General features: G+C 64.4%; 26 protein-coding genes and 1 riboswitch. Of the genes, 15 read left to right on the top strand and 11 right to left on the bottom strand.

The window, feature by feature from the left end:
- Nucleotides 1-6: 6 nt before the first annotated feature.
- The 3 genes from ACNAOU_RS15315 to ACNAOU_RS15305 all read left to right on the top strand — a co-directional run bounded on the left by ACNAOU_RS15315 (nucleotide 7) and on the right by ACNAOU_RS15305 (nucleotide 1,997).
- Nucleotides 7-348 (top strand): DivIVA domain-containing protein, encoded by a 342-nt coding sequence (locus ACNAOU_RS15315; RefSeq protein WP_018776541.1) that lies wholly within the window; start codon nucleotides 7-9, stop codon nucleotides 346-348.
- A gap of 77 nt (nucleotides 349-425) precedes the next feature.
- Entirely contained in the window at nucleotides 426-1,601 is a 1,176-nt protein-coding gene (locus tag ACNAOU_RS15310; RefSeq protein ID WP_193589800.1) for a hypothetical protein, read from the top strand.
- Between the two features lie 228 nt (nucleotides 1,602-1,829).
- Entirely contained in the window at nucleotides 1,830-1,997 is a 168-nt protein-coding gene (locus tag ACNAOU_RS15305) for a DUF3117 domain-containing protein (protein ID WP_064721643.1), read from the top strand.
- A gap of 97 nt (nucleotides 1,998-2,094) precedes the next feature.
- On the opposite strand, the gene ACNAOU_RS15300 is transcribed toward ACNAOU_RS15305, so the two are convergent.
- Entirely contained in the window at nucleotides 2,095-2,727 is a 633-nt protein-coding gene (locus ACNAOU_RS15300) for an O-methyltransferase (protein WP_026266969.1), read from the bottom strand.
- Between the two features lie 236 nt (nucleotides 2,728-2,963).
- Between ACNAOU_RS15300 and sigE the strand changes: the two genes are divergently transcribed.
- The 3 genes from sigE (at nucleotide 2,964) to ACNAOU_RS15285 (ending at nucleotide 4,942) form a co-directional block, all read left to right on the top strand.
- Nucleotides 2,964-3,587 carry an RNA polymerase sigma factor SigE gene (sigE, locus tag ACNAOU_RS15295; RefSeq protein ID WP_018776537.1) on the top strand — a complete coding sequence of 208 codons (624 nt, stop codon included), beginning with the start codon at nucleotides 2,964-2,966 and terminating at the stop codon, nucleotides 3,585-3,587.
- 115 nt (nucleotides 3,588-3,702) lie between these two features.
- Nucleotides 3,703-4,509 carry a hypothetical protein gene (locus ACNAOU_RS15290; RefSeq protein ID WP_422757182.1) on the top strand — a complete coding sequence of 269 codons (807 nt, stop codon included), beginning with the start codon at nucleotides 3,703-3,705 and terminating at the stop codon, nucleotides 4,507-4,509.
- Nucleotides 4,510-4,540: 31 nt separating this feature from the next.
- Nucleotides 4,541-4,942 (top strand): twin-arginine translocation protein subunit TatB, encoded by a 402-nt coding sequence (locus ACNAOU_RS15285; RefSeq protein WP_018776535.1) that lies wholly within the window; start codon nucleotides 4,541-4,543, stop codon nucleotides 4,940-4,942.
- 59 nt (nucleotides 4,943-5,001) lie between these two features.
- On the opposite strand, the gene ACNAOU_RS15280 is transcribed toward ACNAOU_RS15285, so the two are convergent.
- Genes ACNAOU_RS15280 through ACNAOU_RS15270 form a run of 3 tightly spaced genes read right to left on the bottom strand, consistent with a single transcriptional unit; the run spans nucleotide 5,002 to nucleotide 8,130 of the window.
- Nucleotides 5,002-6,129, bottom strand: coding sequence for an Mrp/NBP35 family ATP-binding protein (locus tag ACNAOU_RS15280; protein WP_422757180.1), 1,128 nt, complete (start codon nucleotides 6,127-6,129; stop codon nucleotides 5,002-5,004).
- Between the two features lie 5 nt (nucleotides 6,130-6,134).
- On the bottom strand, nucleotides 6,135-6,866 hold the full coding sequence (locus ACNAOU_RS15275; protein ID WP_018776533.1) for a DUF1003 domain-containing protein: 732 nt from the start codon (nucleotides 6,864-6,866) through the stop codon (nucleotides 6,135-6,137).
- Complete coding sequence (locus ACNAOU_RS15270) at nucleotides 6,847-8,130, bottom strand: magnesium transporter MgtE N-terminal domain-containing protein (RefSeq protein WP_026266967.1); 1,284 nt, start codon at nucleotides 8,128-8,130, stop codon at nucleotides 6,847-6,849. The genes ACNAOU_RS15275 and ACNAOU_RS15270 overlap by 20 nt, the downstream gene beginning before the upstream one ends.
- A gap of 76 nt (nucleotides 8,131-8,206) precedes the next feature.
- On the opposite strand from ACNAOU_RS15270, the gene ACNAOU_RS15265 reads away from it, so the two are divergent.
- Nucleotides 8,207-9,037 (top strand): general stress protein, encoded by an 831-nt coding sequence (locus ACNAOU_RS15265; RefSeq protein ID WP_354627668.1) that lies wholly within the window; start codon nucleotides 8,207-8,209, stop codon nucleotides 9,035-9,037.
- A gap of 110 nt (nucleotides 9,038-9,147) precedes the next feature.
- Here ACNAOU_RS15265 and ACNAOU_RS15260 read toward each other — a convergent pair whose 3' ends face one another.
- On the bottom strand, nucleotides 9,148-10,731 hold the full coding sequence (locus ACNAOU_RS15260) for an aminopeptidase P family protein (protein WP_422757179.1): 1,584 nt from the start codon (nucleotides 10,729-10,731) through the stop codon (nucleotides 9,148-9,150).
- A gap of 80 nt (nucleotides 10,732-10,811) precedes the next feature.
- Here ACNAOU_RS15260 and ACNAOU_RS15255 point away from each other — a divergent pair, with 80 nt between their 5' ends.
- Both ACNAOU_RS15255 and ACNAOU_RS15250 read left to right on the top strand, forming a co-directional pair.
- The gene (locus ACNAOU_RS15255; RefSeq protein WP_422757178.1) at nucleotides 10,812-11,657 is read left to right on the top strand and encodes a PHP domain-containing protein; all 846 of its coding nucleotides are present in this window, start codon (nucleotides 10,812-10,814) and stop codon (nucleotides 11,655-11,657) included.
- A 13-nt stretch (nucleotides 11,658-11,670) separates the two neighbouring features.
- Complete coding sequence (locus tag ACNAOU_RS15250) at nucleotides 11,671-12,279, top strand: MarC family protein (protein WP_064721647.1); 609 nt, start codon at nucleotides 11,671-11,673, stop codon at nucleotides 12,277-12,279.
- A 34-nt stretch (nucleotides 12,280-12,313) separates the two neighbouring features.
- Here ACNAOU_RS15250 and ACNAOU_RS15245 read toward each other — a convergent pair whose 3' ends face one another.
- The 3 genes from ACNAOU_RS15245 to ACNAOU_RS15235 all read right to left on the bottom strand — a co-directional run bounded on the left by ACNAOU_RS15245 (nucleotide 12,314) and on the right by ACNAOU_RS15235 (nucleotide 16,671).
- The gene (locus ACNAOU_RS15245) at nucleotides 12,314-13,192 is read right to left on the bottom strand and encodes a DNA-methyltransferase (protein ID WP_018776527.1); all 879 of its coding nucleotides are present in this window, start codon (nucleotides 13,190-13,192) and stop codon (nucleotides 12,314-12,316) included.
- An 8-nt stretch (nucleotides 13,193-13,200) separates the two neighbouring features.
- Nucleotides 13,201-14,895: a DEAD/DEAH box helicase gene (locus ACNAOU_RS15240; RefSeq protein WP_422757177.1), complete on the bottom strand. Its 1,695-nt coding sequence runs from the start codon at nucleotides 14,893-14,895 to the stop codon at nucleotides 13,201-13,203.
- 276 nt (nucleotides 14,896-15,171) lie between these two features.
- Complete coding sequence (locus tag ACNAOU_RS15235) at nucleotides 15,172-16,671, bottom strand: RNB domain-containing ribonuclease (RefSeq protein WP_020608507.1); 1,500 nt, start codon at nucleotides 16,669-16,671, stop codon at nucleotides 15,172-15,174.
- Nucleotides 16,672-16,893: 222 nt separating this feature from the next.
- Here ACNAOU_RS15235 and ACNAOU_RS15230 point away from each other — a divergent pair, with 222 nt between their 5' ends.
- Together ACNAOU_RS15230 and ACNAOU_RS15225 are read left to right on the top strand one after the other, a co-directional pair.
- Nucleotides 16,894-17,706 carry an alpha/beta fold hydrolase gene (locus tag ACNAOU_RS15230; protein WP_422757176.1) on the top strand — a complete coding sequence of 271 codons (813 nt, stop codon included), beginning with the start codon at nucleotides 16,894-16,896 and terminating at the stop codon, nucleotides 17,704-17,706.
- The gene (locus ACNAOU_RS15225; RefSeq protein WP_422757175.1) at nucleotides 17,703-18,230 is read left to right on the top strand and encodes a CGNR zinc finger domain-containing protein; all 528 of its coding nucleotides are present in this window, start codon (nucleotides 17,703-17,705) and stop codon (nucleotides 18,228-18,230) included. Before ACNAOU_RS15230 ends, ACNAOU_RS15225 begins: the two co-directional genes overlap by 4 nt.
- Before the next feature lie 116 nt (nucleotides 18,231-18,346).
- Here ACNAOU_RS15225 and thiE read toward each other — a convergent pair whose 3' ends face one another.
- Nucleotides 18,347-19,033, bottom strand: coding sequence for a thiamine phosphate synthase (gene thiE / locus ACNAOU_RS15220; RefSeq protein ID WP_026266965.1), 687 nt, complete (start codon nucleotides 19,031-19,033; stop codon nucleotides 18,347-18,349).
- A 27-nt stretch (nucleotides 19,034-19,060) separates the two neighbouring features.
- Nucleotides 19,061-19,180: riboswitch (TPP riboswitch) on the top strand.
- Here thiE and thiO point away from each other — a divergent pair.
- The 4 genes from thiO (at nucleotide 19,173) to ACNAOU_RS15200 (ending at nucleotide 21,833) form a co-directional block, all read left to right on the top strand.
- Nucleotides 19,173-20,408, top strand: a complete 1,236-nt coding sequence (thiO, locus tag ACNAOU_RS15215; RefSeq protein ID WP_422757174.1) for a glycine oxidase ThiO — start codon at nucleotides 19,173-19,175, stop codon at nucleotides 20,406-20,408. It overlaps the preceding riboswitch by 8 nt.
- Entirely contained in the window at nucleotides 20,405-20,641 is a 237-nt protein-coding gene (gene thiS, locus ACNAOU_RS15210) for a sulfur carrier protein ThiS (RefSeq protein ID WP_064721652.1), read from the top strand. The genes thiO and thiS overlap by 4 nt, the downstream gene beginning before the upstream one ends.
- Before the next feature lie 3 nt (nucleotides 20,642-20,644).
- Nucleotides 20,645-21,442: a thiazole synthase gene (locus ACNAOU_RS15205; protein ID WP_039242222.1), complete on the top strand. Its 798-nt coding sequence runs from the start codon at nucleotides 20,645-20,647 to the stop codon at nucleotides 21,440-21,442.
- Between the two features lie 46 nt (nucleotides 21,443-21,488).
- Entirely contained in the window at nucleotides 21,489-21,833 is a 345-nt protein-coding gene (locus tag ACNAOU_RS15200; protein ID WP_422757173.1) for a 4a-hydroxytetrahydrobiopterin dehydratase, read from the top strand.
- A gap of 49 nt (nucleotides 21,834-21,882) precedes the next feature.
- On the opposite strand, the gene ACNAOU_RS15195 is transcribed toward ACNAOU_RS15200, so the two are convergent.
- Together ACNAOU_RS15195 and ACNAOU_RS15190 are read right to left on the bottom strand one after the other, a co-directional pair.
- Nucleotides 21,883-22,185 carry a membrane protein gene (locus ACNAOU_RS15195; protein WP_018776517.1) on the bottom strand — a complete coding sequence of 101 codons (303 nt, stop codon included), beginning with the start codon at nucleotides 22,183-22,185 and terminating at the stop codon, nucleotides 21,883-21,885.
- Nucleotides 22,186-22,221: 36 nt separating this feature from the next.
- Entirely contained in the window at nucleotides 22,222-22,446 is a 225-nt protein-coding gene (locus ACNAOU_RS15190) for a DUF3107 domain-containing protein (protein WP_018776516.1), read from the bottom strand.
- Nucleotide 22,447: the final 1 nt, after the last annotated feature.

Here is a 22,447-nt window from a genome sequence, read left to right as displayed (position 1 = left end):
GGCACGATGGACACTGTGAGCTTTTTCCTGGTGTTTCTCGCGATTGTCCTGGTTGGTGCGGCGCTGTACCTCGGCGCCGGAATCGTCCGTGGGCGCACGATCGGTACGGGCCTCGATGATCCCGTTCCCAACCTGCCCCCGGTGCTGTTACCGGCCGAGGCGCGGCCGTCCGACGTCGACTCCCTGCGGTTCGCGCTGGGATTGCGCGGCTACCGTATGGACCAGGTGGACCAGGTCCTCGATGACCTTCGCGACCAGCTGCGGGCCAAGGACCTCGAAATCGAGAGGCTCAGCGCGCTCGTACGGGAGCGGCCCGGGGACGGCGATTCCGGCCGTACCGGGCAGTGACCGTCCAGACGCCGGCCCGGCACGGCGAAGGACCCGCTGCGAGGCTCTCCAGGGCCGCGGCAGATGCTGGGGCAAGGATGTCCGGTTGGCCCTGGTGGTTGCAGGTATCGCTGATCTTTGTGGCTGCCCGCCTGGTCAGTGCCTGCATCTTCATGGCGGCCGCGCTCCAGCAGGGAACCAACCCATGGTTCCCACCGGCCCCCGACTACTGGAACTTCATCACGATCTGGGACGGACGCTGGTACCAACGGGCTGCCGATGACGGCTATCCCTCGGTCCTGCCGGTAGATGCCAACGGGGTAGTCAAGGAGAACGCCTGGGCGTTCTACGCTCTTTTCCCGCTCCTGGGACGAGGCCTCTCCGCCATGACCGGCCTTGGCACGCTCCAGGCCCTGACGGTTATCGCGATGGCTTCGGGGCTGGGCGCTGCCCTGGTGATCTTCAAGCTCTTCCGTGAATTCGCAGGGAAGCGCACGGCTTTGTGGGGCGTTGTTTTCGTCTCTACGTTCCCGGTGTCGCCTATTCTGCAAGTGCCCTATGCGGAATCGTTGAATCTGCTGCTGCTAGCGGCTTCATTGCTGCTGGTGGTCAGGCGCCGCTATCTGACAGCGATTCCCGTGGTCCTTCTGATGTGCCTGTCCAGGCCTACGGGCGTGCCCTTTGCCGCCATGGTGGGGTTGCTCCTGCTGTGGCGTTTGTGGGAGCGGTTCAGGCGGCCATCGACGGACACTGCTTCCTCCACGCGCAGCCTGGTTTCCCTGGCAGCGTTGGTGGTGGCAACGGGGATAGGCGCCCTCGCGTGGCCGGCCATAGCCTGGGCGGCGACCGGCGACCCGGCAGCCTATACGCGGACGGAAACGGCATGGCGGGGACACGATCTTGTGCCTTTCAAGCCGTGGTTCGACACCGGCCGGATGCTGTTCGGTCCCGTGCTTGGGGTCCTGGCGCCCTTTGTTTTCGCCGGTCTGTTTGTGCTGGTCATGGTGTCCGCTCCGGTGCGGGCGCTGGGGACGGAACTACGGCTATGGTGTGCCTGCTATATGGGCTACCTCCTGGTCTTCCTGCACCCACAGACCAGCACCTTCCGGATGCTCCTGCCACTGTTCCCCCTGGCCCTGGCGGCAGCTGCGCTGTCAAAGTCGAAGGCATACCGGGGGACGGCAGTGGTGATGTTCGTCCTCCTCCAAATTGTCTGGGTGGTGTGGCTGTGGGCTTGGGCCCCGCTGCCCGGAGGAGGCGACTATCCGCCCTGACGTGGACCTTTGCCCGCGAACGCTAATATGTACAAAGCCCGGACAAATAGGCCGTTGATTTCGCTACGGGCGGGTAAGTACGGGATAATGGACCAAGAGCAAGGACAAAGCACCTAACAGTGCCCGGCCATGGCGGCCTACCAAGCGGTGCCGCCGGCTGCAATTGCGACGCGGATCCAGCCCGGCCGGGTTGGGCGTGACTTGGGACAAATGGAGGGGATTTTCCTAATGGCGGCTATGAAACCACGGACTGGCGACGGCCCTATGGAAGTTACCAAAGAGGGACGCAGCCTCATCATGCGTGTGCCGCTCGAAGGTGGCGGACGGCTTGTGGTTGAGCTCAATGCCGCCGAAGCGGAAAACCTCAAGGAATGCCTCGTAGGTGTGACCGAATAGAGTTGCGAAGCAGGGCCCGGCGTGAGCTGGAGCCCTGCTTTTGTTTAACCTGTGGGCGGGCAGGTCGCCTTGCGGGGTGCCGGCGCCTCACAAGCGTCTACTTCTTGACGGCCACCAGAAGGCCATCGCCGGTGGGCAGCATCGCCGAAGCCAGCCGTTCGTCGTCGCGGATTGCCTTGCCGATCTGGCGCAGCACCACGGTAGTGGCGTCCCGCGCAGCCGGATTGGAGACGCGGTCTTTATCCAGGGCGTCGTTGATGACAAGCGTGCCACCGGATTTGAGCAAGCGGATCGCCTGCTCCACATATTTGGGAAAGTTCGGCTTGTCGGCGTCGATGAACACGAGGTCGTACGCTGAGTCGGTCAACCGCGGCAGGACATCCGCGGCACGTCCTGAGATGGTACGCGTGCGGTTGGCCGGGCTGCCGGACTCAAGGAACGCTTCCCTGGCGGCCTTGAGGTGTTCGACGTCAACGTCGATGGTGGTCAGGACGGCCTGGGGGCTCAGGCCACGCAGCAGGCAGACGCCGGACACTCCGGCTCCCGAGCCAACCTCCACCACTGTCTGCGCCTTGGAGGCCGCAGCGAGCACCGTCAGTACGGCGCCGACACCGGGACTGACGGGAGTTACCCCCAACTCGAAGGAACGCTCACGGGCGCGCAACATGACGTCATCCTCAGCCGGCAGATCTTCTGCGTAGGACCAGCTGCTTGACTTGTCGGCACTCATGAAGGGATTCGCTTTCCGCGGGTAGGGGTTGTTTGTACCAGACTACTGTGTCTGCCCCCGCTGGACCGCCGTTGCCCAGCGCCCCGGCGCTGTGTCCGCCCATGTTTTCAGCCTTGCGGGAAAAACTATGTCCAGTCAGGAAATTCCCAGACAAACTTGGGATGATATTGCTCCGGTCATCCAAGAGGTGGGCGGCACCGAATAATCGGTGAACCACAGTTTGAGGGGAGTGGACGATGCCGGCATCCAATGCTGCGCCAGTCCTGACATCGGAGGGCCTCGAGGCAGCCACTGACTGGGTCATGCCCAGCTGGGAGGAAGTGGTTTCCAACCACTCCGCCAAGGTGTACCGCCTTGCCTACCGCCTGACCGGCAACAAGTTCGACGCCGAAGACCTCACCCAGGAGGTCTTCGTGAGGGTCTTCCGCTCGCTCGAAAACTTCAAGCCCGGAACACTGGATGGTTGGCTGCACCGCATCACCACCAACCTGTTCCTTGACCAGGCCCGCCGCAAGAGCCGGATCCGCTTCGACGCGCTTGCCGAGGACGCGGAATCACGGCTGCCCGGACGTGAGCCGGGCCCCGAACAGAGCTTCGAACACAACAACCTCGACCTCGACGTCCAGCGGGCACTGGAGGAACTCCCGCCCGACTTCCGCGCCGCCGTCGTGCTGTGCGATCTTGAAGGTCTTTCCTATGACGAGGTCGCAGAAGCCTTGGGCGTGAAGCTTGGCACCGTGAGGTCCCGTATCCACCGTGGCCGCACCATGCTTCGGGAGAAACTGGCCCACCGGGACCCCCGTCCGGCCGAGGCCCGGAAGCCGCGCCTGAAGATGCCCCGCATCGCAAGTATCCTCTAGGTTGTCGATGCCCCGACGTCCTCATCGCCCGGGAGCCTCGTACCGGCGAAAGTTGGCTTCGCTGCGCCATTCCCGGAGCCCGGAGCATGTGCAGGAATGTGCGAAGTGCCGTGCCATGCTGCGCCAGGAACGGCAGTACATTGAACGCCTCCGTGATGCTGCTGTGCCTGAGGCCAGCCATGACCTCGCAGCGAGGTTGATCCAGCACACCGAACGGCTCGCAAACCATCCCGGGCAGACCTTGGACTCAACCCCGCCGGTGAATGGAATCCGTCGGGGTCTCAGGATCACGGCCATTGCTGCCGGCACCTTGACGGTCTCCGCTGCAGCCTTGGCCGCCTCGGCCTTTGTCGTGGCCGGGGACGAGCAGCCGCAGGCCTTTGTGGAAACCAACGACGCCGGCGTACTCGCCGGGGCGTGGACGGGCGGGCAAATGGAGTCCGCCGTAGCGCCGGCATTCAGGGCCGGGAGCACAGTTACCCTCAGTTCCGCCCAACTGGATGCCCTCAGGGGGGAAGGTTGGGCATGTCCTGAGCTGGCCGGAATGGGCTTCAGCGTCGTGTCCGCGCAAGCCACCATGGTCAACGGCCATCCGGCCGTGGAGATCAGGCTGGAGCACAACGGTCATTTCGCCACGATTGTGGAGGAGCACCGGCCTGCGGGGCAGGATCCGCAGGAACAGTCGACGACGGCGCAGCTCTCGGTCACGCAAGGAACCCCATGGAAAGCCGTCTACTCCACGCAGGCAGCAGTGATCAGCTATGCTTCCGACCTTCCGGCAGAGAGCGCTGATGACGCTGTCCCGGAGATAGTCCGGGCCGGTGATTCCGTATCGGAGGCTCCCCGCTTAAGGGGCTCGGAGACTTGGTACCCCAGGCTGCTTCGCGGTCTTCAGACCCTTCTTCGCCCCGCTGGTTTATGAGCGGCACCACAGACAAGGTAATCTTCGTAGCGTGCTTGGAATCAACGGCCCGGAGTTCATACTCCTTCTGATTATCGGCGTACTCGTCATCGGTCCCAGCCGTTTGCCCGAATACACTCAAAAGTTGGCCAATCTGGTCAAAGAAGTGCGGCGGATGGCTTCCGGCGCCCGCGAGCAGATCAAAGAAGAAGTCGGCATCGACATCGATGAAGTCGACTGGAAGAAGTACGATCCCCGTCAGTACGATCCCCGGCGCATCATCAAGGATGCCCTGCTGGACGATGACACCAAACCGGTCAGCGCCGGAGGACCGGCAGCCGCGGCCACCGCTGCTTCCGCTATTGCCGAAGAGGCCAAACCCAAGGCTCCTGTAAGGGTCATCGAGAGGCTCGCCGAAGGCGAAGCCGCTCCTTTCGACACTGAGGCAACCTAAGGCAGTAGCCTGCCCCGCTTCCCGTGGGCCACTGTGGTGATGCGTGCTGCCCACAGATCCTAGCGGGGCTCGATTCCCAACGACATGCCCGACAACCCGCGTGGCCGGGAGGCCAGGGCCGCAGCAATTCCTTCCATGGCCTTGGCAGCGGCAGTATCGGGCGCTGCCAGCACGACGGGCTTCCCTGCGTCCCCACCCTCGCGCAAACGGATATCCAACGGTATCTGCCCCAGCAAGGGAACGTCGTGGCCTACGGCTGCGCTCAATCTCTCAGCCAGGATGGTGCCTCCGCCGCTTCCAAACAGTTCCATGCGACCGCCGTCGGGCATTTCCAGGAACGACATGTTCTCGATCACGCCGGCCACTTTCTGCCCGGTCTGCGTGGCGATGGTTCCGGCGCGTTCGGCGACATCGGCTGCCGCTGCCTGGGGCGTGGTGACCACCAGGATCTCCGCGTTCGGCAGCAGCTGTGCCACAGAGATTGCGATATCGCCCGTGCCCGGAGGCAAATCGAGGAAGAGTGCATCGAGATCACCGAAGTACACGTCGGTGAGGAACTGTTCCAGGGCGCGGTGCAGCATGGGACCACGCCAGGCCACAGGCTGGTTGCCTTCGACGAACATGCCGATCGAGATGACCTTCACGCCGAAGGCCACGGGAGGCAGGATCATGTCATCCACCTGTGTGGGCTTCTGGGTGATACCCATCAGGGCCGGCACGGAGAAGCCATGGACGTCCGCGTCCACAACTCCCACCCGGAGGCCCTGGGCCGCCAGGGCACAGGCAAGATTGACGGTGACGGAGGACTTGCCCACCCCGCCTTTTCCACTTGCCACGGCGTACACCTTGGTCAACGAACCCGGTTTGGCGAACGGAATGCCGCGCTGGCCACCCGGGCCGCGGAGCTTTTCCTTGAGGGCTTCACGCTGGGCCGGAGTCATGACTTTCAGTTCCACGTCTACGCCGGTAACACCATCCACCCCCATCAGGGCGTCGGTCGCGTCCTGGGTGATGGTTTCGCGCAGCGGGCATCCGGCAATCGTCAGCAGGACGGCAACATGGACCATCCCGTCGTCGTCGGAAGAGACTGATTCCAGCATTCCCAGTTCCGTGATGGGGCGCCGGAGCTCGGGATCAATAACCGTTGCCAGGGCAGCGTGCAGCGCCTCGGCAGTTGCGGTGCTCATAACGTTCAGGCCCGGCTTTCAGGGGTGTCTGGGGATGGCTTGGCGGTGGAATGCTGGGGTCCGGCGGCCCGCGGAGGCCGTACCTTGGGGATCTGCTGGGTGCGGGGGCCACGGGACTTGTCCCGTTTCTCCTTCAGTTTCTCCTTGACCTTCTCCCCGGGTGACTCCGTGCCGTCAGCGGAGGCTTCGCTTTCGCGGAGTTCTTCCTGGGCGTCGATGATGTCCTCAAGCAAGCTGCGGAGCTCGGCCCGGACGTAGTCGCGGGTGGCTACCTCGCGCAAGGCGATGCGGAGTGAGGCAAGTTCCCTTGTGAGGTACTCGGTGTCGGAGAGGTTCCGTTCAGCGCGCTGGCGGTCCTGCTGGAGCGAGACACGGTCGCGGTCATCCTGCCGGTTCTGGGCCAGCAGGAGCAGTGGTGCGGCATAGGAGGCCTGCAGCGACAACATCAGGGTCAGCAGGGTGAAGCCCAACTCCATGCGGTCGAATTGCCACTCCGTGGGCGCAAACGAGTTCCAAGCGAGCCAGAACACACAAAACACGGTCATGTACACCAGGAATGTTGGCGTACCCATGAATCGGGCAAAACCCTCTGTTGCATTGCCGAAGGCGTCAGGATTGGGGGAGAACTTGGGGAGGATCCGTTGACGGCCACTCAGTGGCGTATCCAGGCTGCTGCCCGGGCGTGCCGTGCCACGGGGGGATCGGGTGCCGTTGTTGTCAGCCAATGCGGCCTCCAAGTTTCCTTATCGGGGCATCGTCCTCGTGGGCGCGCCAATCATCCGGTAACAAGTGATCCAGCACGTCATCAACAGTCACCGCCCCCACGAGGCGGCCGTCGTCGTCTACGACTGGAAGCGAATTCAGGTTGTACGTTGCCAGTGTCCGGGCGACCTCGCTGATGTGGGCCTGGTCCGAAAGAGGTTCCAGGTTCTTGTCCACGAGGTTGCCCAGGGGCTCCGGCGGGGGGAACCGCAGCAGTTGCTGTATATGCACCACACCGAGGAACCGTCCGGTGGGCGTCTCCAGGGGCGGGCGTGCAATGAAAATGGAGGAGGCCAGCGCCGGCGACAATTCCTCGCGGCGGACGTGCGCAAGAGCTTCGGCCACGGTGGCTTCCGGGGGGAGGATGACCGGAACAGGGGTCATCAAACCACCGGCGGTGTCTTCGTCGTATTCCAGGAGGCGGCGCACGTCTTCGGCTTCCTGGGGTTCCATCAGCTGCAGCAGCTCTTCTGCCTGGGCGGAAGGGAGCTCGGCAAGGAGGTCGGCGGCGTCGTCCGGGTCCATCTCTTCAAGGACGTCGGCCGCCCGCTCCACGTCCAGCGCAGAGAGGATGGTGACCTGGTCGTCTTCCGGGAGCTCCTGGAGGACGTCGGCGAGCCGCTCGTCCTGGAGTTCACTGGCGACTTCAAAACGCCGCTTATCGCTCATTTCCTGCAGGGCTTCGGCGAAGTCAGCAGGTTTGAGGTCTTCGTGCGTGGCGACGAACTGGGTAGCGGCCTGGGGCTCGTTGTGGCCCCCGGTTTGGGCGTCGGCCCAATCGATGATCAGGGTCTCGTTCCGGCGGAGCCTGCTCAGAGGGGAGAGCGAGTGACCACGGCGTACGAACAGCTTGCTCACGAACCAGTCCTTGGAGCGGTGCTGGTCCATGGCGATGTCTTCAATGGTGGCGTCGCCACTGCCATCGGCCAGCGTCACCCTGCGGTCGAACATCTCGGCCACCACGAGTGTTTCGGCACCACGCTGCTCGAAGCGCCGCAGGTTCACCAGCCCGGTGCAGATGATCTGGGTCTGGTCGATGGAGGTAATGCGCGTCATGGGGACGAAGACCCGCTTCTTGCCGGGAACCTCGACGACGATGCCGACGACGTGGGGCGCGCCGCGGGTCCCGCGGGAGAGCACCACGACGTCCCGCAACCGGCCCAGACGATCGCCCAGGGGGTCGAAGACGTCCAAGCCCAGAAGGCGCGCCACGAAGACGCGAGAAGGATGTGTGCTCATGTTTACAGGCTACCGAGTCTGCTCTCTTTTAGCTGAATTCCAGCCGCTTCACATGTCCATGGGACACAATGGGGCTATGTCTAACATTTTTGGTGCCCCCAAAGCCATTGAGGAATCCCGCAGCGTCCCCCAAGGCGACACCGTGGGTTCATATACCTCTTATTTGGATGCCCAGAAGGCGGTGGACTACCTTGCGGACCAGCAGTTCCCGGTTCAGCTGGTGTCGATCGTGGGCAACGACCTCAAAATGGTGGAGCGGGTGACCGGTCGCCTGAGCTACCCGAGGGTGGCGTTGTCCGGTGCGCTGAGCGGAATGTGGTTCGGCCTGTTCGTTGGCGTCATGCTCTCCTTCTTCACTCCTGCCGGTGGTCCGTTCTCCATCATTACCTCAGTGCTGATGGGTGCGGCCTTCTTCATGTTGTTCGGCATCGTCACCTATGCCATGCAGCGCGGCAAGCGGGACTTCACCTCCACCAGCCAGGTGGTGGCCACGAACTATGACGTCATTGTGGCCCAGGAGGCAGCCCACGAGGCACGCCGCTTGCTTCAGCAGCTCCCCATGAATCCGTCACAGGCCGCCACCGCCCAGACCAGCAACTACACCCCGCAGAATCCTCCGTTCCAGCAGCCGGGCCAAGCCCCGGAGCGCCCCTCCACGTGGAACGACCCCTACGGCCAGCGCGGTCCTGACGCAGCTCAGCCTGCAGCCCAGGGGCAGCCCGGGAACCCGGAAGGGACCCCCACAGGTCCTGCCCCGGCTGCGCAGAACCCAAAGCCGGCAGCTGTCCGCTATCCGGATCTGCCCGATGGCCGTCCGCAGTACGGAGTCAGGGTCACCGAGGGACAGAACGATGCACCCCGGGACGACGCGCAGCAGTCGGGCCACGAAGGCTCCACCAAGGAGTAGTCACTGACAGGGCACTGAACAACAGGGCACTGAACAACAGGGCACCTACAAACAGGGAAGGCCACCGGATCACCGGTGGCCTTCCCTGTTTGTTTCGTCTTGGAAGGGCTTTAGCCCTGCGCGTCCTGATAGATGCCCGCCATCCAGGATTCGACGTCGTCAGCCTTGCGCGGCAGTGCGGCGCTGAGGTTGACGGGGCCGTCGGCGGTCATCAGGATGTCGTCTTCGATCCGGACACCGATCCCGCGGTATTCCTCCGGGATGGCCAGGTCCTCTTCCTTGAAGTAAAGGCCCGGTTCGATGGTGAAGACCATTCCCTCAGTGAGGACGCCATCGAGGTAGAGCTCCCTCTTTGCCTGGGCGCAGTCGTGGACATCCAGGCCCAGGTGGTGGCTGGTGCCGTGCGGCATCCAGCGTCGGTGCTGCTGGCCTTCGGGGCTGATGGCTTCCTCGACGGATACGGGCAGCAGGCCCCATTCGGCCAGGCGCTCGGCCAGGACGGTGGTGGCCGCGGTGTGGATGTCGCGGAACTTCACGCCGGGCTGCGCGGCTGCGAAGCCGGCGTCGGCGGCATCGAGCACTGCTTCGTAGACTTTGCGCTGGACATCGGTGAAGGTGCCGGTGGCCGGCATCGTCCGGGTGACATCCGCGGTGTACAGCGAATCAGCTTCCACGCCTGCGTCGAGGAGAAGGAGCTCGCCGGCGTTCACGGTCCCCGAATTGCGGGTCCAGTGCAGCACCGTGGCGTTGTTGCCGGACGCTGCAATGGTGTCGTAACCGAGTTCGTTGCCTTCTTCGCGGGCACGGGCGAAGAAAGCACCTTCAACAACGCGCTCGCCGCGCTTGTGCGTGAGGGCGCGGGGAAGTGCGCGGACGACGTCGGCGAAGCCTTCGACGGTGGCTGCCACCGCGATCTTCATCTGCTCGATTTCCCATTCGTCCTTGATGAGGCGCAGCTCGGAGAGGGCTTCGCTGAGCTTCTCGTCCAAGGCATCCAGTTCGCCGAGGTCCAGGTTTTCGGGATCCTTCGCCGTGTTGTAACGGGCAGTATCCACCAGGGCGTCGATGTTCTCGTCCACCTTGCGGACGAGGCGGATGGAGATACCGCCGATTTCCGGGGCGCCCACGTTCTTGGTGATGGCCATTTCGAGTTCGGCGATGTGTGCCGCGGGAAGGCCCAGGCGTGCTTCGAACTCGGCAAGCGTCGGGCGGGCACCGATCCAGAACTCACCGGCTCGGGAGTCGGCGTAGAACTGTTCGGTGTCGCGGCCCGCCAACGGACGGAAGTAGAGCGTGGCAGTGTGGTGACCGCCGTCGTCGCCCTTTCCTTCGGCTACCGGCTCAAGGATGAGGACGGCGTCCGGCTCGTGGTCCACGCCCAGGCCGGTCAGGTGAGCGAAACCGGAGTGGGGGCGGAATCGGTAGTCGCAGTCATTCGAGCGGACCTTCAGCGGTCCGGCCGGGATGACAAGCCGTTCGCCTTTGAACAGTTCGGAGATGGTACGACGGCGGCGTGCAGCGTGGTCTGCAACGGCGTCCCGCGCAGGGGTCACCTGCGGGGCCGGCGCCCAGTTGCTGGCCATGAATGCCTTGAAGGCATCGGACGTGGGCCGCTGTGAGCGGTTGTTGACGCGCTCCTGCAGCGGCTGGGAATTTGTGGAGTCCATGTTTTGGGTGTTTTCGGCATCGTTCACCGTTACATCGTCCCACCAGTTCCTTGAGGAGGCCAACGGCGCAACACTCCAAGCGGCCCCGCATCCCATAGGCTGGGAAAGTGAGGATAGACCTGCATGCGCACTCCAATGTTTCCGACGGAACCGAGACACCGGCCGGCGTGATCGTTTCCGCCGTGGCCGCCGGTCTCGACGCCGTAGCCCTGACGGACCACGACTCAACGGACGGGTGGGAATCTGCGTCGGCCGCTGCCAGGGAACATGGCGTTGCGTTCGTTCCCGGCATGGAGATTTCCTGCCGGACCGAGGAAGGGATCAGCGTCCACCTCCTCAGCTACCTTCACGACCCCGCGCACGAGGGACTGCTCGAGGAAATTACGAAGTCCAAGGATGCCCGGCTGTCCCGGGCCGAACATATGGTGACGTTGTTGTCCGAGGATTACCCGCTGACGTGGGACGACGTCATCCACCACGTGGCGCCGGGCGCGACTGTGGGGCGCCCGCACATCGCTGATGCCCTGGTGGCGGCGGGAGTTGTTGCGGACCGGACGGAAGCCTTCACCTCCATCCTCACGTCTCATTCGCGCTACTTCGTGCAGCACTATGCACCCAACCCGGCCCTCGCCGTCGAGCTTGTCCGGGCGGCAGGCGGTGTTCCTGTCTTCGCGCATCCCGTGGCCTCGTCGAGGGGGCGCATCGTGGGGGAGCGGACCTACCGGGACATGATCGACGCCGGATTGCTGGGACTTGAAGTGGAGCATCGGGACAACCCTGAGGAGGGTAGGGCGTTCCTGCGCGGCCTCGCCGCAGAGCACGGGCTGTTGATGACCGGATCCTCGGACTACCACGGAGCGGGCAAACCGAACTTGCTGGGGGAGAATACGACGTCGCCGGAGGTCTTGGCGCGGATAGAGGAGTTGGCATCAGGCACCACGGTGGTTCGGTGAAGGGGGCCCGCTGATGGACCTGCAGTTGCTCGCCTCCGTGATCGTCACCCTGTTCGTGATCATGGATCCGCCGGGAACCGTGCCGATTTTCATGTCGTTGACGGCCCGGCTTTCCGCGAAGGACCGCAATCGTTCGGCATTCCAAGCCCTTCTGGTAGCCACCGGCGTGATCGTGGTGTTCGCGATCTTCGGCCAGTCCATCCTGAACTACATGCACATCTCACTGGCAGCACTGCAGGGTGCCGGTGGCCTGCTCCTGGTGCTCATAGCCCTGCAGTTGCTGACAGGCTCCACCAGCGGGGAAGAGAATGCTGCCAAATACAAGAACGTGGCTTTCGTGCCGCTGGGAACGCCGCTCATGGCCGGCCCGGGCGCGATTGTCGCCGTGATGGTGTTCGTTCAGCAGTCCAGCCAGCTGGCGGAGTATCTGGCTGTTGGGCTGGGCATCGCGGTGGTTTTGGCCTCCCTGTACCTGGCCATGCGGTTCGCGGGCGTGGTGCAGCGGGTGCTGGGCGAGAACGGGGTTGAGCTGGTGACCAGGATCGCCGGTCTGTTGCTTTCAGCCATCGCTGTGCAGATGATCGCCGACTCCGTGACGGCATTCGTGAAGGGTGTGGCCTGAGAATCCCTCAGGACAACCAGCCACTAAGCCGGGCCTAGAGGCCGGTTGGCAGCAGCTCGTGGAATCCGGCTTTGCTGCCCAGGCGTTTCCGCATGACCTCGATGGCCTGTTCGTTCTGGTCCACGCACACAAAGTTGCGGCCCAGCTTCGCAGCTACTGCACCCAGGGTCCCGGAACCTGCGAAGAAATCAAGGCACCAGTCGCCTTCGCGGCTCGATGCGGAGACGATCCTGCGCACCAGCCCTTCGGGCTTCTGGGTGGGGTAGCCGGTCTTTTCGCGGCCGGTGGGGGAGACAATGGTGTGCCACCACACGTCCGTCGGCAATTTGCCGCGTTCGCGTTTGGCGGGCGTGACCAGACCCGGTGCCATGTACGGTTCCCGGTCCACTTCTGCGTTGTCGAAGTGGTACTTGGCGGGGTTCTTCACGTACACCAGGATGTTGTCGTGCTTGGTGGGCCAGCGGTTCTTGGCGCGGGCACCGTAATCGTAGGCCCAGATGATCTCGTTGAGGAAGCATTCCCGGCCGAAGATGGCGTCGAGCATCACCTTGGCGTAGTGCACTTCCCGGTAGTCCAAATGCAGGTACAAAGTGCCGTCATCGGCCAGGAGACGCCAGGCTTCCACGAGTTTGGGTTCCAGGAAGGACCAGTAATCGCTGAACGCGTCGTCGTAGCTGTGGAGGGCGCCCTTGATGGTGTCATAGGAACGGCCCTTGAAGCCGACGCGGTCGCCGTCGCCGTCGGCGTTGCGGACCATGCGGGTTTCCTGCCGCCGCTGGACCCGGCCCGTGTTGAAGGGCGGATCCACGTAAATGAGTGTGAAGGCGCCGTCCGGCAGCGTTGGAAGGAATTCCGCGTTGTCCGCGTGCACCACCATGTTGCCGCCGTCCGGCGCCCAAACAGTTTCAGTCATCGACGGTTTTAGGCCTCGGTGTTGCCTGGCTGGGCAGCAGCCGTCTCGCCCGACACCACTTCGCCGTTGCGGCGGCGCGTGCGGGGGCGGCGAGTGCGGGCAGGCTTATCGGCGTTGTCTGCGGAGGCGTTGCGCGAGTCTGCCGCGCCGGAGGCCGGAGCTGCATCGCCTTCGGAGGTACGACGACGACGGGTGCGGTTGCTTCCGCCCTCGCCACGGGATTCGCTGGAGCCGCCGGACTTGCCGGAGCGGCCGCGGCCGCCGTCGCGCTTTCCGTCACGTCCGCCGTCGCGGCCGGAACCGCCCGAACGTGCGTTCTTCTTGCCGGTCTCGCCCAGGTCTTCAAGGACCTCGGCGTCAACGCCTGCCAGGACGCGCTTGTTGCGGGGCAAACGGCCCTTGGTGCCCTCGGGGATGTCGAGGTCACTGTAGAGGTGCGGTGAGGACGAGTAGGTCTCAACGGGCTCCGGAACACTGAGTCCCAGGGCCTTGTTGATCAGGCCCCAGCGCGGCATGTCGTCCCAGTCCACGAACGTGACGGCGGTGCCCTTGTTGCCGGCGCGGCCGGTACGGCCCACGCGGTGCAGGTAGATCTTTTCGTCTTCGACGCACTGGTAGTTGATCACGTGCGTAACGTCGTCGACGTCGATGCCGCGGGCCGCGACGTCGGTGGCGACGAGGACGTCCACCTTGTTGTTGCGGAACGCACGCAGAGCCTGCTCGCGTGCACCTTGGCCGAGGTCGCCGTGGATGGCGGCGGCAGCGAAACCGCGGTCAACCAGTTCCTCGGCAACCTTCGCTGCCGTGCGCTTGGTCTTGGTGAAGATGATGGTCCTGCCGCGGCCGCGTGCCTGCAGGATGCGTGCCACTACCTCGGTCTTGTCCATGGCGTGAGCACGGTAGATGAGCTGGCGGATATCGCGCTTGGTCAAGCCCTCATCGTTCGGGTCGGCTGCCCGGATGTGGGTGGGCTGCGTCATGTACCGGCGGGCCATGGCGATAACCGGGCCGGGCATGGTGGCGGAGAAGAGCAGCGTCTGACGGACTGCGGGGGTGCCGGCGATCAGGGTCTCGACGTCCGGGAGGAAGCCCAGGTCCAGCATTTCGTCGGCTTCGTCGAGAATGACCATCTTGACGTTCTTGAGGCTCAGGTGCTTTTGCTTGTAGAGGTCGATCAGGCGCCCGGGCGTGCCCACGACGATTTCGACACCCTTCTGCAGCGCATCGACCTGCGGCTCGTAGGCGCGTCCACCGTAAATGGTGGCGATACGGGCGTTCCGCTTGCGCGAGGCTGCCTGGAGGTCGTTGGCAACCTGTACGGCGAGTTCACGCGTGGGAACGATCACCAGGGCCTGGGGAGCGCCGGGAACAGCGAGCTTCTCAAAGCCTGCGTCGTCCCGGCCGACAACACGCTGCAGGGCGGGGATACCGAAGCCCAGCGTCTTGCCGGTGCCGGTCTTTGCCTGGCCGATGATGTCGTGGCCGCTCAACGCGACCGGGAGGGTCATGGCCTGGATGGGGAAGGGGTGCGTGATACCGGCGTCGGCCAAGGACTCGACGATGTCGGCGCGGACGTTGAAGTCCGCAAACGACTTTTCCTCGATCTCGTGGGGCGTCTCATCCGAGATGATCGTTTCCTCGGGTTCGATGGATTCAGTTCCGGTGGAGTCCGTCAGGACTTCATGGGTGTGCAATTCACTCACAGGGAGTTTCCTTATTCATTTGGGCATTGGCGCTGCATGCTCAACGGGGGCGGCGGAGCCGTACCGGAGCAGAACGGGCGCGCAAGCAAGTCCAGTGGAAGCCGATCGCGGGCTATCTAAGTACTGGCACTGGTGACCAGTTGGTACATCTCAAGATCGCGTAGGGGCGGGCTTGTTGAGTTCAAAAATTAACTGAATCAACGACCGGGCATCCATTACTACAGGGCCAGTCTATCCTCTGGGAGCCATAAAGCCCGGATCGTGGCGTGATGCGCGTCAGTTGAGAAGCTCGAACCTGATTTCACGGCTGGCGATTTCCGCCCTGACGAGACGCACCCTGACCTTGGTGCCGGACTCAAGTTCGCCGTCACACCTTGCGGTGACGGCAGGTTCTGCGATCTGGACGATACCGGACGGTCCACTGCCGTTTCCGTTGCCCTTGCCGGTGCCATTGCCGTTGTTGCTGTTTCCGTTGCCGTTCTGCGGCTTGGAACCGGAAATCACTACGGCGTCGAACTCCTGGCCTACGTGGTTGGCCACCAGTGCTGCTTCCACCGTGTCCAAGGCAGCGCGTTCAAGCCTGCCTGCCAATTGGTCAGAGGCTCCCATTATCTCGGGCAAGGAGGGCAACGCCTCGCGGACCCAGCGCGGAATTTCCCTGTTGTTGCACAGGGCATCGCAGATCACCAGGACGAACCGGTCGATGAGCCGCCGCAAGGGAGCGGTGGTGTGGGCATAGGGCGCGCCGATGGCTGCCTGGATCACCGTCTCCGGCACTTCGCCGTCGAACGGGGTGTATCCGGCACCCCTGAACAACATCCCGGCGGAGTGCAGGATGGCGAGCTGCTTGGGATCGGAGGCGTCCAGGGTCCGCAGGTACTCTCCGTAGGTGACCTGGCCGTCCCACGGTTTGCCCAAGGCCACGGTTTGCCGCTTGAAGTGCTGCAAGGACCTCTCATCGGGGGCGGGCATGGTCCGCAGTATGCCGACTTTTCCGTCCAGCATCAGCCGGGCCGCCGCCATGCCTGTCATGAGGGAGATCTGCGCGTTCCAGTCCTCCACCGGCAGTGACGGTGCTGCAACGATCCTGTACCCGCCGCCGTCGGTCGCCTGGACGATTTCCTGCTCGGGCATGTTGAGGCTTGCCCCACCACGGAGCCTCTCAAGTTCGACCCGTTTCAGTCCGACTTCCTTGAGGAGCTGCAGTACGGGCGGTGCCGAGCCGTCGTCGATCTGTTGCTGGGCTCCTTTATAGCTGAGTTTGGCGCGGCTGCGGACCGTGGCACGGGCGACGGAAACATTGACCACTTCCGCGTTGGCATCGAGGTCGAAATCCCAGACGAACGCACCACAGTCCTGATCGGCGAGCAGGCTGCCTGCGTTTTCGCTGATGATCTCCGGGTGCAAGGGGATGCGGCCGTCCGGAGCGTAGAACGTCTGGCCGCGGTGCCGGGTTTCGGCATCCAGCGCCCCGCCGGGAGCCACGAAAGACGGCACGTCGGCGATCGCGTAGAGAACCTTGTACCCCTCGCCGGCGCGATCAATGAACAGGGCTTGGTCAAGGTCCGTTGACGTTGCGGGGTCGATGGTCAGGAAAGGGACGTGCTTGAGGTCGCGATCGGGCAGGCGGAGGGATTCGACGGCGTCCCGTGCCTCCCGGACGGCATCAACCGGATAGTCGCCGGGCAGCTCCAGCTCCGTCCGGAGGGCCGCGAAAGCCGCTGCGAGCTGGTCCGATGAGTCGTCGACGTTGGGCGCTATCCGATGATGTGACACGAAAATCAGGGTAGCCCGAAACCGGCAGATAGTCTTGGACGCTTCCGGCTCCAAGCGATGCTGTCAGTGCGGCGGATGGCCAGCTGTTGCTGGCCATTAGCTTCTTGGCGGCCCGGGGAGGCAGGCGGTGGGGCGGTCGACGGCAGCCATCAACACCCCCGTAGCCCATTTGGGCCTGTTACCGTCTAAGGTATAAAGACGGTAACAAGGAAGGGGCAAGCTATGAGCGATTGGTCGCTACCCGAGCGGTTCGACGTCGGCGACGGTACGGTGCGATGGAACTCGGTCGGCGAGGGCCCGGCTCTCGTTCTGATGCACGGCACACCCTTCTCGTCGTACATCTGGCGAGACATCGCCCCGGTGCTTGCTCGTGATCACCGGGTCTACGTCTGGGACATGCTCGGATTCGGACAGTCGACCCGCACCGCGCCGGATGTGAGCCTCCGGCAGCAGGCGACGATCTTCGTCGAACTCCTCGAGCGCTGGGGGGTCTCAGCGCCTCGGGTCGTGGCGCACGACGTCGGCGGCGCGGTCGCGCTGCGGGCGACGCTCCTGCACGACGTGAACTTCGAGTCGCTCACGCTCATCGATGCCGCGACGGTGAGTGGTTGGGGCGCCGGCGGGTTCTTCCAAACCGTCCACCAGCACCCCGAGGCCTTCGAGGCGCTCCCCGACTGGGCTAGCGCTGCCCTGATCGACGCCAAGATCCGGTCCGGCAGTCACGTGGGTCTGCGTGCAGACGCCCTGGCTTCGTACACGGGCCAGTGGGCGGGTGCGGAAGGGGCACGGGCGTTCTACCGGCAGTACACCCAAGGCGGCGAGGAGAACACCGACGAGCTACAGGATCGACTCCGGCTGTTGGACATCCCGATCCACGTGGTCTGGGGCTCGGAAGATGCGTGGCTGGGTGTCGACTACGCCCATCGGCTCGTCACGGCACTTCCGGATCACGCGCGGTTCTCGATCATCGAGGGAGCCGGGCACATGGTGCCGGAGGATCGGCCCGGCGAACTCCTCAGTCTGCTGAGCGCGTGAACGCCGTGCAGTCCGCCGTGCCCGAGGAGCTGCGTGTCGTCGTGGAGTTTTGCAACAGCGCCACACTGCTGCACGGCACCGACGCGCTGGCGACCATCCGTGACGGGCGGGAGTGGCTGGTCCGGCATGGATGGGGCGGCGAGCCCACGCTCGAGCATCTCATCTCGTTGCGCGACGCCCGCGAGGTCATGCGCGCGTTCCTGGCCGACCGTACCGACACGGCAGCGCGATCCGCCCTGAACCAGCTCGCTCAGGAGCACTGGGCAGGCCCCCACGTCGACGACGACGGGCGGCTCGCGCTGACCCCGTCGGCCGGCCTGCCGGTCTCGCCGTCGGGAGCAGCGGTCGGGGCGCTCCTGCTCCACGGCTTGACCGGCTCGGGGCAGCGGCTCAGGACCTGCGCGTCGGAAGCGTGCAGGTGGGTGTTCTACGACAGTTCACGGTCCAGGACCCGGACCTGGTGCGACATGAACACGTGCGGGGCGCGGAGCAAGATGCGCCAGTACCGCGATCGGCTCACCTGAATCTGATCCGATCCGGTGGGTGGGCTGCGGCATCTGCAAGCCCCGACTCACCCTGTCGCCACAACCTGCCGATACCCCGACGGTCTGCGTGCCTGGGACTGTTGTGTGGAGAACCGTTACGCGGCGGCGTCCAGGGCTTCGAGCAGCGACTTGGCTGCCGCCGTCGGATCTTCCGCCTCGGTAATGGCGCGAACGACGACGATACGGCTGGCGCCTGCAGCGAGCACCTGCTCGACATTGCCGAGATCGATTCCGCCGATCGCAAACCACGGCACCTCCACGGCGCCTCCGGTGGTCTCCTCCGCGCGCCTGATCGCTTCCGCGGCATATGTGACCAAGCCGGTTCCCACCGCCTCACGGCCGGGTTTGGTGGGGGTCGCCCAGACGGGACCAACGCAGAAATAGTCCAGCCCAGGCTCGCCCGGCGAAGCCGTGATCGCGGCATTTACCTGCTCAGGTGTATGGGTGGAGAGACCAATCGAAGCAGGGCGGGGAAGGAAGGTGCGGGCAATCTCCAGCGGGAGGTCCTTCTGGCCCACATGGAACACCGGAGCCCCGGAAACACTGGCAATATCGGCCCGGTCGTTGACCGCCCAGAGCCGCCCGTGCCGTTCTGCGACGCCACGCAGGATCGCCAGCAATTCCAATTCCTCGGCCGCTTCGATCGTCTTGTCACGGAGTTGGATGATGTCCACCCCGCCCTGGAACGCGGCGTCGGCAAAGTCTTCGAAATCGCCTTGGCGCTTGCGCGCATCAGTGCACAGGTAGAGGCGGGCGCTGGCGAGGGCAGAGTGCTGGGTCATGGAATCCACAGTAGTTCCTCTAAACTGGGCACGTACTGCGGGAGCCGTGACCTACGTCTTTATGACCGTCCGGCTGAGAGGGCTTCAGAGCCGACCGCTTGACCTGATCCGGCTAGTACCGGCGTAGGGAAGGAAACAGATGGCAGAAGCCATTCACGCGGATGTTGCCGTTATCGGCGGAGGCGTCATCGGACTGGGCATCGCCCACCAGGCTCGGAAGCTGGGCCGCTCCGTAGCACTCATCGATCCGGCACCCGCCACCGGTGCGACATTTGCTGCTGCCGGAATGTTGGCGCCCGTGAGCGAGCTGCACTACCAGGAAGAAGACCTCCTGGAGCTCATGCTCGAGTCATCCCGGTTGTGGCCTTCGTTTGCCGGCGGCCTTCACCGGCCTGTGGAAGATACCGGATACCGCACGACGCCGACCCTCGCCGTGGGTGCCGATGCCGCCGACCGCCGGGCGCTCGCAGACCTTCGCACCGTCCAGCTCGCGGCGGGCCTGGGGGTCGAACCGTTGCCGTTGCGGACCGCCAGGGAACGCGAACCGCTCCTTAGCCCGCAAATTTCCTGTGCCTTTGATATCCCCGCCGATCACCAGGTGGATCCACGGAAGCTGGCGGAGTGCCTCATGGCAGGGCTGGCCGCGCATTCATCCGGCGATGGCACGTGGGTAGGCGGCGCCAGGGAAGGATTTGCCGTTGCAGAGTCCGCGCACGGCCTGTTGTGGGACGGGGACCAGGTAGCCGGAGTGGAGCTCGAATCCGGCAAATCCGTCATGGCCGGCGAAACCGTGGTGGCCAACGGGCTGGGCGCCCCCGTGCTCGCCGGCCTTCCTGAGGGTCTTGAACTTCCGGTCAGGCCGGTCTACGGGGACATCCTCAGGCTTCGGGTCCCCGCGCACCTCCAACCGCTGCTCACTGCCACTGTTCGTGGCATGGTCCGCGGGGTGCCCGTTTACATCGTTCCCAGGGACGACGGAACCGTAGTCATCGGAGCTACCCAACGGGAGGACGGCTTGTCGGCGGCCTCCAACGCAGTCTCTGCCGGCGGGGTGTACCAGCTCCTTCGGGACGCCCAGGTACTGGTTCCCGCGGTGGCCGAACTTGAACTCCTGGAAGCAACTGCGCGTGCCAGGCCAGGGACTCCGGATAACGCTCCGTTGCTGGGCCGCGTAGCCGGTTCAAGCGGGGACATCGCAGGCCTGGTGGTGGCCACTGGGTTCTTCCGGCATGGCGTCCTCCTGACCCCCGTGGCCGCCATGATCGTGGGGAAGCTGCTCAATGGTTCCCCTGATCCCCGCTGGTCCATCTTCCGGCCCGACCGTTTCAGTGCAACCCCGCGTTGTCCTCAACTCCACAGCAAGGAAACAGTATGAACATCAAACTCAACGGCGCCGTCCGCCAGGTGCCCGCCGACGCCTCCGTCAGCACGCTCGTCACGGCCGTCACCGGCCGCGCACTCGACCACCGTGGACAGGCGGCCGACGGCGGGAAGCTGGGTGTCGCCGTCGCCCGCAATTCCGAGGTGGTGCCGCGCAGCCAGTGGGCAGCTACTCCGCTGGCCGACGGCGATGAACTCGAACTCGTTACCGCAGTACAGGGAGGCTGAACCATGACCACAGCAAGCACCGAAATCCGTACTGACGCCTTGGTGATCGACGGCGTCGAATTCGGGTCCCGCCTGATCATGGGAACGGGAGGTGCGCCGAGCCTTGACGGGCTCGGAGCCGCGCTCCTGGCATCCGGAACCGAGCTCACCACCGTGGCCATGCGACGCTATTCGCCGGCCGAAACCGGTTCGCTGTTCCAGCTGCTGGTGGACAACAACATCCGGGTCCTCCCGAACACCGCAGGCTGTTTCACGGCGAAGGACGCCGTGATGACGGCGGAACTGGCACGCGAGGCGCTGGAGACCGACTGGGTCAAGCTGGAAGTCATCGCGGACGAGCACACGCTGCTCCCTGACGCTGTTGAACTGGTGGACGCCACCGAGCAATTGGTGAACCGCGGCTTCAAAGTGTTCGCCTACACCAACGACGATCCCGTGCTTGCCCTCCGCCTCGAGAACCTCGGCGCCACGGCAGTCATGCCGCTGGGCTCGCCCATCGGGACCGGCCTGGGCATCCTGAACCCGCACAACATAGAACTCATCGTGTCCCGGGCCTCCGTGCCGGTGGTGCTGGACGCCGGGATCGGAACAGCTTCCGACGCCGCACTTGCCATGGAACTGGGCTGTGATGCGGTCCTGCTGGCGACCGCAGTGACCCGCGCGCAGAACCCTGTGCAGATGGGCCAAGCCTTCAAACACGCCGTCATCGCCGGTAGGCTGGCCAAACAGGCAGGCCGGATTCCGCGTCGTGAGCACGCCTTGGCGTCGTCGGCCATGGAAGGCCGGGCGGAGTTCCTCTGAAGCCGGGTTCCTCCCGGGCCGGGTTCCCCGCAACGAAGGAGCAACCATGGTTAACAGGAAAGAACCGGTGCCCCCGGCAGAGGTCGAAGCCGCGCTCAAGGACCTCCCGGGTTGGAAGCTCCAAAACGGCCTCGTAACCGTTTACAAGACGTCGACGGCGGCCGAGGCTTTGGCCCTCATCGCGGCCATTGGACAGATCGCCGAAGAGCAGAACCACCATCCGGATCTTGACTGGCGGTACAACAGGGTCTTCCTGCGTTACGTGTCCCATGACGCCGGCGGACAGGTAACCCAACGCGACCTTGCTGCTGCCGCCTCCGTAAGTGAGGCAGCATCGGCCACGGGTGCCCTCGCTGAGCCGGGTCGCTATCCGGGCGCCGAGGGCCCTTAAACAGCAGTGACCATCACCCGTGGGTGATGGTCACTGCTGTTTTTCGAGCCTAGAGCCGCAAGGCCTTGGTCAGCGCCTCAGTATCATGCTTGGTGCGGGTCCGTCCCAGATAGACCACAATGCCCGCTGCCGCTGCACTTCCGAGCACGATTGGCAGGACCCAAGGGATCCACGTCGCGCCCGGCTGGTAGCCCAGTCCGGCACTGATGAAAGCAATCCAGCTCAGGGTGCCAACAGCGGCCGCAATGCCTGCGGGCAATGCAATCCCGTACCTGCTGTGCCGCTTATCGGTGGCCCACACGATGAAACCGGCAGCAACGGTGGCCAGAACCACGATGACAAGTGAAAGCATGAGACTCCTTAGCGGACGAAGGCGGGACGGTGAACGCTAGAGGGCGCCGAAGCCGACCCGGCGGACTTCCTCGGCGCCGATTTCCACGTATCCCAGCACGTTGCCCGGAACGATGACCTGGCGGCCCTTCTCATCGGTCAGCCGCAGTTCCGAGCCCTTGGACACGGCCTCGGCCACGATCTTGGCTACGGCGTCAGCGTCCAGGGCGGATTCGAGCACAATTTCACGGCCAACGTTCTGAATGCCGATCTTTACTTCCACA

This window comes from Paenarthrobacter sp. C1 (assembly GCF_049315185.1).
Taxonomy (GTDB): Bacteria; Actinomycetota; Actinomycetes; order Actinomycetales; family Micrococcaceae; genus Arthrobacter; species Arthrobacter nicotinovorans.
The sequence above is the reverse complement of the archived record's forward strand: the minus strand, read 5'-3'. Positions and strand labels throughout refer to the sequence as shown.